The sequence below is a fragment of the Holdemania sp. 1001095H_141210_F2 genome (assembly GCF_015558105.1).
In the GTDB taxonomy this organism is placed as follows: domain Bacteria; phylum Bacillota_I; class Bacilli_A; order Erysipelotrichales; family Erysipelotrichaceae; genus Holdemania.
Window position 1 is genome coordinate 1 of record NZ_JADNPO010000033.1, and the last position, 12,884, is coordinate 12,884.

Sequence of the window (12,884 nt, forward strand, 5' to 3'; positions counted from 1 at the left end):
GATGCGGATGAAATACGACGAGATGGATGAGAAGACGGTGTATAAAAAAGGCATAGAAAAAGGGATGCGGAAAGGGAAAATCTTATTGCTGAAGGATGTATTAAATCAGAAATTAGCGTTGACGGAAACAGATGAGGCGTGTTTATCTAACTTAACGGAAGAAGATATCAATCAGATCGTCCATGTTTTATATAAGATTAATACGCTGGAAGATTTTCATGATCAGCTTAAAAAGCTTTCTGATTTAAAGAATCGGACCATTAATAATACTCAGTTCTCTTTTTCTCATGATTGATTGGAATCCAGTGTTGACAATAAAAGGATGATAAGGCGAAGACTGAAAAAATCAGTCAGGTAAGCGCTGCACAAGAATAAGCCGATATTGATTTAGCTGAATCTGGTTGTAGAGAGCCGCTCATTCATAGCGTGTAAGAATTTCTCTCATCATCAATATTCATAAACCAAGATTACACTGACTCCCGCATGAGAGCGGGAGTTTGTCGTTAAATCATGGAAAAATCTGAAATCAGGAGAAGTTGAAACACGCGGCGTTTTTGTTTATCCTGTACTTACAAAAAACTATCGCAGTGGGATCGAAAAGAAAGCGGCACTTTCTAAATGGAAATCAGTCTGCCATTTCTATTTTGTTGATATAAACGGTGAGAAATGGATATCACAGTGCGGTTGGCAGAAGCCCGGCGCAGCGCTTCCATGACTAACGCTTCTGTACCGCTGTCCAGATTGGCGGTGATTTCATCCAGAAGCAGGATGCGCGGATCGGCCGCTACGGCCCGGGCGATCGCTAACAGCTGCAGCTGACCTTGAGAAAAGAGCGCCGGATCCCAGGGCGTTGCCATTCCCTGCGGCAGCTGGGCGATGACCGAGTCCAGACCGACTAACCGCACAGCATGGGCTATCTGATCGGCGGTGATCGTTTCATCAAACAAGGAGATTTGATCGCCGACCGTGCCGCTGGCCGGCCGCAACGTTTGTTCCACATAACCGAACAATCGCCGTTTCTGACGATCGCTGATCTGATCGGCTGGGGTGCCGAAAATCGTAACGGATCCCTGCTGAGGAGAATATAAACCAAGGATCAATTTAAAAATTGTAGTTTTTCCAGCGCCGGTTCGTCCGGCCAGCGTGACCGTTTCCCCTTGTTCAACACGAAACGAACAATCACGCAGGACGGTTTCTTCCTTTTCATAACCGAAGGTAACGTGATTCAGCGCCAGCGCCGGTTCGCCGGCCGGCAGGGTGGAAAGTGTCAGCGTTGCATCCGGCAGATTCCGCTGCGGCTGGCGGAAGAAAGCTTCGATCCGCTGAATGCCGGCAACCGCTGATTGAATATTCTCAATTTCCATGCCGATGTTTTCCAGGGGTGTGAAAATCTTGCCGACATAGGCGGTGACCGCCACTGCCGAACCCACCGACATGCCGAATAATGAGCGCCAGCCGCCGGACAGTGTCGCCAGGATCATCATGACGGCGACGACGGCGCTGCTGCTGAAAACGATGATCGGCGAGTAGACGGAATCATAGAAATTCGCTTTTTCCAGACTTTGATAACTTTGCTGCAAGTGCCGGTCATACCGCTTTTCCATCATTTCCTGCTTGTTCAGCGAGCGGATCATCCGCAGGCAGTTCAACGTTTCCGGAACGAGATGGTTGACCTGCGCGATCGCCGCCCGATTTGTTTTCTGAGCCTGCAGCATCCGTTTTTGAAAATGTCGGGTCAGGGCGAACAACAACGGTGTGATCACGATCAGAATCAAACCCAATCCGAGGCTGCGGGTAAAGATCATGATCAAAACTCCAATCACTTTCAAGCTGTCGGCAGCCATGTTGAGGACGCCGTCGTCAAACAGCGCGCTCAGCGCATCGACATCGTTAACCAACAGAGAAACGGTTTTCCCCGGATCCTCACGCGCAAAACAGGCAGCCGGCAGAGTATCGAGTTTGGCACACAGATCCTGACGAACCTGCCGGGTGATTTTCTGTCCGGTCCGGGTGATCAGCGCCGTCTGCAGAGATTCCAGCGCGCCGGCCAGCGCCAGAAATAGAAAATATGCCAGCGCCAGCGGAAAACCGATGGACTGCCGATGGGTCAGCCGGTTGACGATTTGCTCGAGCACCAACGGCGGAAGCAGGGCGGCGCCCGTCCCGGCCAGAATCACGATTACCAGCAGCGAGAGGAACAGGCGCTGCTGGACGATCACGGTGCTGACGCTGGCTTTCAGCGTCAGGGAAGCGTTATTCTTTTTCATCGTCGGCGCCTGCTTTCTTCTGCTGCTTTTCAACCAGTTGGGCATAAGCGGGATTCTCCGCCATCATCGTCGTGGGATCGGCGACTCGGGCAGTGCCGTTTTCCAGCCAGAGCACCTGATCAAACTGGGCAAAATGGATCAGACGATGGGAGATCAGCAATATGACCCGGTCTTGGGCCAGCATGCGCAGATTGCGCAGAATTTCAGCTTCCGTGGCGGGATCGACGGCGGAAAACGGATCGTCGAGCACCAGCACCGGACAAGGCCGGGCCAAGGTTCGCGCCAGAGCGAGGCGGGCCTGCTGACCGCCGGACAGACGCGTCCCCTGATCACTGATTCGAGTCTGAAGCCCTTTGGGCATCGCGGTAACTTCTGCGTCCAGCGCGGTGAGCTTTAACCAGGACATGCAGTCCAGATTCTCGCCAAGCTGAAGATTTTCTTCAATCGTGTCGCTGAGCAGCTGCGGGGCATGGCCCAGATAACCGACCAGCCGGCTGATCTGCGCGTTGTTGAGCTGCGATATTTCCAGACCGTTGATCTGCAGACTGCCGGCGTAGGACAGTTCGCCTAAGAATAACCGGCCCAACGTTGACTTTCCGCAAGCCAGAGGACCGGTGACCCCGATGATCTGTCCCGCCTGAGCCTGCAGCGTCAGATGCTCAAACAACGGCGGCTGATGGGGATAAGCGAAGGTACAATCTTCAATTTTTAACTCGACGGGGCCGACAGCGGGCGGCAGGGTTGAATCAGGAAGGATCACCGGCTGCAGCTGTGGCTTAATCCGCTGCCAGGATACCTTCGCTTTCTGAACCGCATTGAACAGCTTGGCGGCATGTGAACTCTTTAATGCCAGCCGGGTAAAACAGGCCAGATAAGTTGTAAAGGCGGCGATATCCCAGACGGCCCAGCCAACGCCCAACATGTTTTGCGCGCCGCGGATCAGCACAAACAGGACGCCGATCATCGCGATGATGTTGTACAGCGGCTGCATCGCGTTTTCCCAGACATTGGAAACGACGGCGTTTTTTTCAACGACGGCCAGTTGTTTTCCGATTGCCTGATTCCGTTGATTTTCACAGCCGAAGACACGGTAGGTCGGCGCATTGCTCACCCGATCGAGCATCATCGTGTTAAGCTGACTGACGCTGATTTTGTAAGCCGCTGCGCTGCGGGTGATCGGATGTTTCAATTTCTCCGCCAAAAAGGCGGCCAGCGGCATGAACAGGCAGGCTAAAAGCGTAAGCCGAACGTCGTAAATCAGCAACATTCCCAGATAGGCGATCATGACCACGCCGGTATCGAACACCTCCGTCGTAAATTTGCGCATGCCTTCGGCGCACGCGTCGACGTCGCTGATGGCCTTGGTCATCAGGCTTCCGGCCTCATCTGCACTCAAAGCGGCGGGATTTTGATAAACGAGATTGCGGTACAGCACCCGCCGCATCGAACGGGCTGTATCATTGGCAAAACGCCGGACCCCGAACCGCTTAAGACAACGCGCTCCCTGGACGATCAGGATCACCGCCAGATACGCCAGCGCCAATCCCGCCATATCGGCCCCGGTTTTTTCTTTCGCCAGAACCGCCGTCAGACACAGGGTAAGCTGTCCCTCAAAAAAGGGCCCGGCCGTCAGTCCGAGGTTGTAAAGAATACCGGAAAACGCGACGCCGGCCAGGACGCCCCGCTCCTGGTAAAAATAGGTGCTCAGCCGATCAGGCCGGCGCTGCGCCTTTGATTTGTGCGTCATGGATCAGTCCTCCTTCGGGGAATCCAGCCGCTGGCTCACATGTGGAAATCCAGCTTGGCTTTCCTTTTTGCAGCGCAGATACAGCCGGTTTAACAAGCTGACGAAGACCTCCGTTTCCGCTTCGCTGAACTCTTCCAGCAGCCAGGCGTAAAATTCGGCTTCAATCGCGGCTTTGGATTGCTTTAGAGCATCTGCCTTCGCCGTGGCCATTAAGCGTCGGGCCCGCTTGTCGTCAGGATCCAAAGTCCGGATCAGATAGCCTTTCTGTTCGAGATTGGCCGCCCGCCGCGCGCAGGCCCCTTTGTCAATTCCAAGCACGCTGCGGACGCCCGCCTGAGTGATGCCGGGATTTTTCCGAACGATGTGAATGAAATCCAGTTCCGCCGCTCCGAGACCTTCTGCTTTTAACGAACGGGTGGTGAACTTGCGGACTTCGCGGGCGATTTTGGTTATTTTTCGAGCTGTTTGATCCATGATCAGAACTCCTTTCTATATTCATAACGATTGTGAATGTGCTGGATGCGAATGGAAAACGCAGAAAAGCAAATAAGATAAACACGGAAAAGTAAAAAATGGATGATACTACATCTAAATTGATGATAACCCCTCTGATTTTCGATGTCAATTTAAAAATGCCAGTCCGACGCCGCGCTGCGTCATTTTTTGTTTCCACTTTGTGAAATTTGGGAAATCGTCAAAACCTGAAATCAGCGCGAATCAGATCAGTCCGATTTCCGTCATGAATTTGTAAGACTTCGTCAAGTCGTTGTCATTGAGTTCCCGAATGATTTTAGCTAAAATGAACATACAGACAGTTCAAATTTTGAAAAATGTCTGACAAGCCGAAAAGTGGACGACAATAAAAAAGAAAGCGGAAAATTTAAACTTTCTGCGCTTTTCAATGATCTTATAAAGGGGTAGAAATTTTCTATCGTACGGAAAGGACGATTGGATAGAATGAAAACACAGAATAGAAGAAGAAAAAGAGGACGCCGGATTAATAAAGGAAATCTGGCGATTCTGATGGTGATCGCCATTGCCGCGCTGGTCTTGATCGGAGCCGGAGGGGCCTGGCTTCTGACAAACCGCGAGCCGTCATTTCTGAAACCGCAGATCTCTTCCTCGGAGAAACTGAAGGATAAAAGCAAGGATGTTCTGCTTGCGGTCTATTATCCGCAAAGTGCCGACAGTACCTTTCAAGAAGCACTGGCGCACAACGCCGAGACGCTTTTCAACGACCTGAAGACGCAGACCGAGGGCTATCAAAAGGAAAAGAAACCGTTGATGATCAAGGCGGATTATCAGATGAATGTGAATCAGGATCGTTATGTGTCATTGGAATATACGATTTCACGGAATGAAAATGAAACGGTACAGGAACAACGGCAGTCGTATTTGTATGATTTAAGCGAACATCAGTGGATCGATTCTTCGTCATTATTCGATGAAGACGCGCTGAAATGGCTGTCGGCGAATCTGCGGGCTCAGCTGAAAGCAGACGATCACTGGAAAGAGACTGCCTACACGCTGCCGCTGATTGAAGCGACGGCCTGGGATTCTGGCAATTTTGCGGATTTTACATTGCGGGATGGCACGTTGATCTTCAATTTTCCAGCGGGCAAACTGGGAGAAAACGCCTACCGCTGGGAGTTTCCGGTATCCAATCTGGGCGAGCATTTCCTGCTGGATCTCGGGCAGGGTACATTGCCGGAAAATAACGTCCGGATTGCGCCGCGGGTGATCGATCCTGATAAACCGATGGTCGCGCTGACCTTCGACGATGGGCCGCATCCGACCAACACGCCGCAGCTGATCAATCTTCTGCAGCATTACGACTCCGCCGCCACGTTCTTCATGCAGGGCATGCGGGTGGAGAAATATCCGGAAACCACACTGATGGTCATCAACTCCGCCAGCGAGGCGGCTTCCCATTCCTACAATCATCCGAAGCTGACAAAGCTGAAGGGCGACAATTTGTTATTTCAGCTCAACCGCACGACCGAACTGGTGCAGGAGCTGACCGGCTGGCAGTATACGATCAAGCATTTCCGGCCGCCTTACGGCGCGGCGAACGCAACGGTGAAAGAAAACTCCGCTTATCCGTTAATCATGTGGAGTATCGACACGCTGGATTGGAAAACCCTCGACCCGGTGCAGACGGTGGAGAATACCATGGCCGCGGTCAAGGATGGCTCGATCGTTCTGATGCATGACATTCACGCGGAAACGGTGACGGCGGTCGAATCGCTGCTTCCGCAGCTGATCGACGCGGGTTATCAGCTGGTCACCGTCGATGAAATGCTGCAGGCCAGGGGCACCGAGGTTTACAATGGCCAGCGCGTCTTCAGTGCTTATGACGTGAAGGATTAAAGCCAGGTTATTTTTTGAAACACAGCGACCACACAACAACGGGCGGAACAAACCCGTTGTTTTTAAAAGGAAGATTCTTTAGAAGGAAGATTCTTTATCCAGATAACAAAGTTTTAGCTGTCAAGGGCTGTTGTTTATTGCGATCGGCCATTGAACTGAGGAGGAGACGCAATGATGAAGAAAAGATGGCGATCAGCGTATGCTTTGAGCTTCGCTATCGTTCTGTTTTATCCGTTGTTTACGCCGCCGGCAGTTACATTAGCTCAGATCGAATCAAGTTTCGATTTGGAACAAGCGAACGAGCTTTACGAACTGTTCTTCAATCTTCCGCATCTGCATTTTCAGACGAACAAGGTGTTCAGCATTCAGAACCTGACCGCGGATCCGGATGAACTTTACGATTACATCAATCTGGAAGTTTCAAGCACGCCTCAGTTTCACAGCTATATTCTGAGAAAAATTCTGGAAATTCAAGATAAAACCGTTGCCACGACGCGCTTTCTGGAGAAGGATACCGAGGTGCTCGTTAAACTTGTTGAGACTGATTTCCATACCGGGGACACCGGGAGTTTTGCTTATTCCAGTATCGCTTATTTTCAGGTGGAGGGACTTTATTATGCCGCCGCGACTTCAATTTGGGGAAGGCGGGAGGCGCGGCCGTTCAGCTCCAGCGAGATCGCTGCGCTTGAGGAACAGGTGGTCGCAGAAGTCCGAAAGATCGTTCGACAAATACAAAAAGGGAATTCCACGAATTGAACGGGAATTCCTTTTAAGTTGAATCCATGAGGGAGCCTGCCGGACACTGCGGTATAAAGGTAAAAGCCATCCTGCAGGATTCACTTGCGGAACGCGATCCCCGTAGTCCTTTTCAGGAATGGTTTGTTGATTCAACGTGCATCTGGCCCAGCGTTTCCGCCAGCGGCGCCTGAATACAAAGATCGGCGTTATCGTCCATTGGCGTCGCCGTCTTATTGATGACGACGAGTTGATCGCCGGTGAAATACCGCACCATCCCGGCAGCCGGATAGACTGCCAGCGAAGTGCCGCAGATGATCAATACGTCCGCCTGCCGGATCCAGGTTAACGCTTTGTCCATGACAGATTCGTCAAGCGCTTCCTCATACAGAACGACGTCCGGTTTCATCAGGCCGCCGCAGATCGGACACCGCGGCAGATCCTTCGTATTCAGAATAAAATCCAGACCTTCCTCATGATGGCAGTGCACGCAGTAATTCCGCATGATTGAGCCGTGCAGCTCCGCGACGTTTTGGCTGCCGGCGAGGGTATGCAGATTGTCGATATTCTGCGTCACGACGCCCAGACATCGGCCGGTTTTTTCCAGCTCGGCCATCAAGCGGTGAGCGGCGTTGGGCCGGGCGTTGGGATAAAGCATGCGGCTGCGGTAAAACCGGTAGAACTCTTTTGGATTCGCCTTGAAAAAATGATGACTGATGATTTCCTCCGGCGGGTAATCGTACTGTTGGCGATACAGTCCATCGACGCTGCGGAAATCCGGGATGCCGCTTTCCGTGGACGCGCCCGCGCCGGTAAAAAAGACAATGCGCCGGCCCTGATCAAGAATGCTTTGCAGCGTTTGCAGCGTTTCTTCCATGATGATCCACTCCTTTTTCTAAATCGCTTGCAGATTTTTTTTATGATTTTTGTTCATGATCCTGTTTTTAAATCGAGTTTTCAAGCTTTTCCGGTTTCGTTTGGGTTTCGTTTCGGTCCGCGCCCGGATTGCTTTACACTTTTGACGGGGATCGTTTTTTTGGAAAACCGAACTGTTTCTTTCGAACCTGTTTCTATTTTACCACGGTTTGACCCGCGCGTTATAATAAAGACGAAGAAGGGATGCTTATGCGCGCTGGTTATCTGAAGTCGGGCTTAATGATGGAGGCTCCTGTGCCTTATGGAAGTTTTCATGCGGCGATGATCGGGGTGACGGTAGTGTTTGCGCTTGGCGCGTGGCGGCTGCGGGGGATGAATGAAAGCCGCAGACAAAAGCTGTTATTCTGTCTCGGCGTTCTGTTGGCAAGCGGGGAAGTTCTCAAGCAGCTGTTCCGCTTTCTGATCGTCGATCAGGGCGTCTATAACTGGTGGTACTTCCCGTTTCAGCTGTGCAGCATGCCGATGTATCTCTGCCTGCTTCTGCCATTGCTTAAAAAAAGGCGGAAAACGATTATCACATTTCTGGCAAATTATGCACTGCTGGGCGGAATTGCCGTATATCTTGATCCATCCGATATGATGAGCCGGTATGTGTTTCTGACGCTGTTCTCGTTTCTGTGGCACGATCTGCTGATCGTTATCGGCATTCTGTGCGGAACCAGCGCAGCGATGGAGGATGATGTTTGGGGCGCGGTGAAAATGCTCGGACTGCTCGCAGGACTTACGGGGATCGCGGAAATCCTGAACCTTGTCCTTTCCCGATATGGTGAATTGTCGATGTTTTATCTCTCACCCAAGCTTGCCAATACCCAGCTGGTATTTCGCGAGATCGCCCGGCTCTGGGGGATTCCGGCGGGGAATTTCTGTTATTTTCTGGCGATGATCGCCGGCGGCTTGATCATTCACGGACTGTGGCGGCGGATCCGTCGGAAACAAACGTCCAATCCTGCTGCGTGAAGTTTGAGTTTTAACGGAAAACACGGTACAATAAGCGCGGTGAAGAAAATGAATTTTCAGGAAGAACTATGCGCATGGTATAAGATCCATCATCGCGAGCTGCCATTCCGCCAGACCCGTGATCCCTATGCAATCTGGGTCAGCGAGATCATGGCGCAGCAGACGCGGATCGATTCCATGCTTCCGTATTACAGGCGCTGGATGGAGCGCTGGCCGACCGTGGAAGCGTTAGCCAAGGCGCCGATAGAAGATGTGCTGCATGGTTGGCAGGGGTTAGGCTATTATAACCGGGCGCGCAAGCTGCATGAGGGCGCGAAGGTTGTGGCCGGGCGCTATGGCGGAATCTTGCCGGCCGATGTCGAACAGCTGCGCACGATACCCGGGATTGGCTTTTACACTGCCGGGGCGATCGGCAGCATCGCTTACGGCCTGCGCGCACCGGCCGTCGATGGCAACGTCCTGCGGGTGACGACGCGCGTGCTCCGATATGGCGAGGATATCACGAAGAAAACGACGGTTGATTTTGTTTGGCGTCAGGTGTACGACTGGATGGAGGGCAGCGATCCCGCGGTGTTTACCCAGGCGATGATGGAGATCGGCGCGCTGGTCTGCACGCCGAAAAATCCTCAGTGCCTGCTTTGTCCGTTAGCGCCGATGTGCGGCGCGGGGCAGGATGGCAGCTGGCGTCAATACCCAGTCAAGAAAAAGGCGAAACCGCCGCTGGAACTGCAGCTGTATACGTATTGGATCGAGAACGATCAACATCAGATTCTGCTGAGCGACGACTGGTCGGACGGGCTGATGGAAGGACTGTACCGTCTGCCGCAAAGCGCGGTGCCGCTGGAACTCACGGATCAGCTCGATTATAAGGGACGGCGCAAGCATGTGTTTTCCCATCGTGTGTGGAATATGGAATGTTATCGCGGACAATGGAACAATCAGGTCAACGAAGCGCTGCCGGAGCATTGCTTCTGGATCGCTGAAGATCAGCTGGACACGATACCGATCGTCGGAGCCCACCGCAAATGGCTCAACGTGGTTCTGGCCGAGGAAGCCGGATCAACGCCAGAGAAAGCGGAACCGGCGTCCCTCAAGTCGCATGCGGAAGACATCGCCGTAAGGAAACAAGCGCCGCTCTTGGCGGAAGAGCCGTCAGTGCTTGCAGAAAGACAGAAACCGGATTGCTCCCGGTTTGAAACGAAGTAAAAAGAAAGGATAAAAGGAAAACATCATGAAAGAACGGGTAGAACGACTTCAAAAGAAAATGCAGGAGGAAGGGCTGCGTGCTTGTGTGATTTCCGATCACAGCGCGGTCGAATATTTTATCGGGCGCCGCTTCTCTTGCGGCGAACGGCTGATCGCATTAGTCGTTACGACGGAAGGGTTGCCGAAGCTGGTGCTTAACGAGCTGTTTCCGATGACCCCTCAGGCTGACTTTGAGCTTGTCCGCTACAACGATACCGAGGATGGGGTACAGGTCGTTTCCCAATTCTTAAGCGGGAAGGTCGGGATCGACAAGTTCTGGTCCGCAGGCTTTCTGATCCGTCTGATGGCGCTGCGCCCGGATCTGGAAATCGTCGACGGTAATCTTGTCGACCGCATCCGCAGCGTTAAGGATCCGTCCGAGCAGGCAAAGATGCGCCAGGCTTCGCTGAATAACGATAAAGTCATGGCACGGGTGCGCGAGCTGATTCAGGTGGGCAAGAGTGAGAAGCAGCTGGAACAGGAAATCAACGCGGCATTCAGGGAACTGGCGGACAGCGATCCGTCCTTCGACACGATCGTCGCGTTTGCGGAAAACTGCGCCGATCCGCATGCCGTGCCGTCAGATAAGGTTTTAGAAGAAGGCATGTCGGTGATCGTCGACATGGGCTGTCAATTTGAAGGGTATTGTTCGGACATGACGCGGACATACTTCGTCGGGCAGAACACAATGGAAGAGGTCTATGAGACCGTGCGGCGGGCGAATCTGGCGGGAATTGCGGCAGTGAAGCCGGGCGTGCGGTTCTGCGACATTGACCGGGCCTGCCGTCAGGTGATTGAGGAAGCGGGCTATGGTTCATATTTCATCCACCGTACCGGACATGGGATCGGTTTAAGCGTGCATGAACCATTCGACGTCAGCGCGGTCGATGAGATCGTCGTTGAGGAAGGCATGTGCTTCTCGATTGAACCGGGGATCTATCTGCCGGGTGTCGGCGGGGTACGGATTGAGGACCTTGTGCTGGTGACCAGTGACGGCTGCGAGGTACTCAACCATGATCCGAAGGATCAGCCGGTGTTATGAATTTTGGCTTCTATGCCTTCTGGTTTGTGAACCTGGCGGAAATCGTGTTGTGTCTATGGGATAAATTCTGCGCCCGCACCCATCGCTGGCGGGTTCCTGAAAGGGTGTTTTTTACGCTCGCTTTTCTGGGCGGCGCACTGGGGCTGGCCGCAGGCATGATCATCGCTCATCACAAGGTATCAAAACCTTCGTTTGTCCGGATTGCAGTTCTGGCGGGGCTTGAAAATCTGATCGCCGCGGCCGTGATTCTGGCTAACCTCAAATAATTTTGAGATTGTATTTCTCATTTGCCGGAAAATTTGTTACACTGATGATAATGTGAGGTACACGTGGATGAACATGAAGTGGAAAATCACGATGATGGGAAAGTTTACGCTTCGGGTGCGGGGAAAGGAAATCAACTTCGGGGCTTCAATGGGAAAGCAGATCGCTTCCATTTTCGCCTATTTGATCCTTCACCGCGACCGGGCCATCACCAAGGAACAGTTAATTGAAGTATTCTGGCCGGACAGCCGGAATCCGCTGAACGCGCTGAAGTTCGCCATTTTCCGCTTGCGCAAAGCGCTGGAAGAACTGCCGGGCGGAGGCGGCCGGGATTGGATCCAGACCGTCCGGGGCGGTTACCGATTGAATCCGTCGGCGGATTTCGATCTGGATATTGCGCATCTGGACAAGATTGCGCTGCGGCCCGACTGCGGCGACGCCAAAACGTTGACGAGCTTAATCCAGGGCGAATTTCTAGCGGATCTGGAAGACGCGTGGATTGTGGAGGAACGGGAAAAACAGTGGCAGAAAGTTCTGAACATCACCGATAAAATCGCGGAGGATCTGGAACAGAACGAGCTGGTTCAACAAGCGCAGAATTTATACAAGGCGCTTTTGGCAGTCGAACCGTTTAACGATCAGGTCAACTATCTGATGCTCCGGGTGATGATCCGACAGCGGCAATACAACGAAGCGATTCATTATTATGAACAGGTCGCGGCGGCGTTTCGGAAGGAGTATGGAATTGAATTCCAGGGCAAGTCGCAGGCATTGATCTATTTTATCAGCGTGGAAAACGGCGAAGCGGTGACGATGGAGGAACTGGTTTCTTCCCTGAACGAGGATATCAGCGAACCGCTGGCGTTTTTCTGCGATCGATCCGTTTTTCAAAAGCTGTATCAGGCGCGGGTGCGGGAAATTCAACGGTCACGGGACAGCTTCTATCTGATGATGATGGAACTGCGGAGCATTAAAGGCGCGCAGCCGGAAAACGATCAGCTGGAATATCTGAGCCGGGTGTTGGAAAGCGAACTGCGCAGCAGCGATATTTTCTGCCGGATTTCCAGAAGTCAGTACGCGGTGATGATGAATCTGCGGCGGCAGGAAGACGGCGAGATCGCGGCGCAGCGGATTTGTACGCGTTTCCATAAGCGCTATCCGGCCGATCAGGCAAAGCTGCAATATTATGTCTGTGAAATTCAACCGCAGACCTTGCCTAATGCAGCCTGATGCCTTGCGGCTTGAGTATGACGGCCTGACGCTTGAATGCGGCGGATTTTAAGAAGAAACGAACAGCCGGTTTCCTGAAAATGACGGACCC

Annotated in this window: 12 protein-coding genes; 8 read left to right on the forward strand and 4 right to left on the reverse strand. The window is 52.5% G+C overall.

Annotation, left to right across the window (positions count from 1 at the left end; translation table 11 throughout):
• On the forward strand, nt 1-295 hold a 295-nt coding region (locus tag I2G61_RS14135; protein WP_229100770.1), incomplete at its 5' end, for a hypothetical protein.
• 319 nt (nt 296-614) lie between these two features.
• Here I2G61_RS14135 and I2G61_RS14140 read toward each other — a convergent pair.
• Genes I2G61_RS14140 through I2G61_RS14150 form a run of 3 tightly spaced genes read right to left on the reverse strand, consistent with a single transcriptional unit; the run spans nt 615 to nt 4,488 of the window.
• Complete coding sequence (locus I2G61_RS14140) at nt 615-2,267, reverse strand: ABC transporter ATP-binding protein (RefSeq protein ID WP_072683715.1); 1,653 nt, start codon at nt 2,265-2,267, stop codon at nt 615-617.
• Nucleotides 2,254-4,014, reverse strand: coding sequence for an ABC transporter ATP-binding protein (locus I2G61_RS14145; protein ID WP_195548376.1), 1,761 nt, complete (start codon nt 4,012-4,014; stop codon nt 2,254-2,256). The genes I2G61_RS14140 and I2G61_RS14145 overlap by 14 nt, the downstream gene beginning before the upstream one ends.
• A gap of 3 nt (nt 4,015-4,017) precedes the next feature.
• A complete protein-coding gene (locus tag I2G61_RS14150; RefSeq protein ID WP_072683713.1) occupies nt 4,018-4,488 on the reverse strand; it encodes a MarR family winged helix-turn-helix transcriptional regulator in 471 nt (156 codons plus the stop codon).
• 483 nt (nt 4,489-4,971) lie between these two features.
• On the opposite strand from I2G61_RS14150, the gene I2G61_RS14155 reads away from it, so the two are divergent.
• Both I2G61_RS14155 and I2G61_RS14160 read left to right on the forward strand, forming a co-directional pair.
• Nucleotides 4,972-6,384, forward strand: a complete 1,413-nt coding sequence (locus I2G61_RS14155; protein ID WP_083538440.1) for a polysaccharide deacetylase family protein — start codon at nt 4,972-4,974, stop codon at nt 6,382-6,384.
• A gap of 174 nt (nt 6,385-6,558) precedes the next feature.
• Nucleotides 6,559-7,140 (forward strand): hypothetical protein, encoded by a 582-nt coding sequence (locus tag I2G61_RS14160; RefSeq protein WP_139248566.1) that lies wholly within the window; start codon nt 6,559-6,561, stop codon nt 7,138-7,140.
• A gap of 112 nt (nt 7,141-7,252) precedes the next feature.
• Here the strand turns inward: I2G61_RS14160 and I2G61_RS14165 are convergent, their stop codons facing one another.
• On the reverse strand, nt 7,253-7,996 hold the full coding sequence (locus I2G61_RS14165) for an NAD-dependent protein deacylase (RefSeq protein WP_072683710.1): 744 nt from the start codon (nt 7,994-7,996) through the stop codon (nt 7,253-7,255).
• A 248-nt stretch (nt 7,997-8,244) separates the two neighbouring features.
• On the opposite strand from I2G61_RS14165, the gene I2G61_RS14170 reads away from it, so the two are divergent.
• From I2G61_RS14170 to I2G61_RS14190, 5 genes are all read left to right on the forward strand, one after another.
• Complete coding sequence (locus tag I2G61_RS14170) at nt 8,245-9,012, forward strand: YwaF family protein (RefSeq protein ID WP_072683709.1); 768 nt, start codon at nt 8,245-8,247, stop codon at nt 9,010-9,012.
• Nucleotides 9,013-9,060: 48 nt separating this feature from the next.
• Nucleotides 9,061-10,218 (forward strand): A/G-specific adenine glycosylase, encoded by a 1,158-nt coding sequence (gene mutY, locus I2G61_RS14175; protein ID WP_072683708.1) that lies wholly within the window; start codon nt 9,061-9,063, stop codon nt 10,216-10,218.
• Nucleotides 10,219-10,243: 25 nt separating this feature from the next.
• Nucleotides 10,244-11,299, forward strand: a complete 1,056-nt coding sequence (locus I2G61_RS14180) for a Xaa-Pro peptidase family protein (protein ID WP_083538438.1) — start codon at nt 10,244-10,246, stop codon at nt 11,297-11,299.
• Nucleotides 11,296-11,565, forward strand: coding sequence for a DUF1294 domain-containing protein (locus I2G61_RS14185; protein WP_072683706.1), 270 nt, complete (start codon nt 11,296-11,298; stop codon nt 11,563-11,565). The genes I2G61_RS14180 and I2G61_RS14185 overlap by 4 nt, the downstream gene beginning before the upstream one ends.
• Nucleotides 11,566-11,638: 73 nt before the next feature.
• On the forward strand, nt 11,639-12,793 hold the full coding sequence (locus tag I2G61_RS14190; RefSeq protein ID WP_159432753.1) for a winged helix-turn-helix domain-containing protein: 1,155 nt from the start codon (nt 11,639-11,641) through the stop codon (nt 12,791-12,793).
• Nucleotides 12,794-12,884 lie beyond the last annotated feature (91 nt).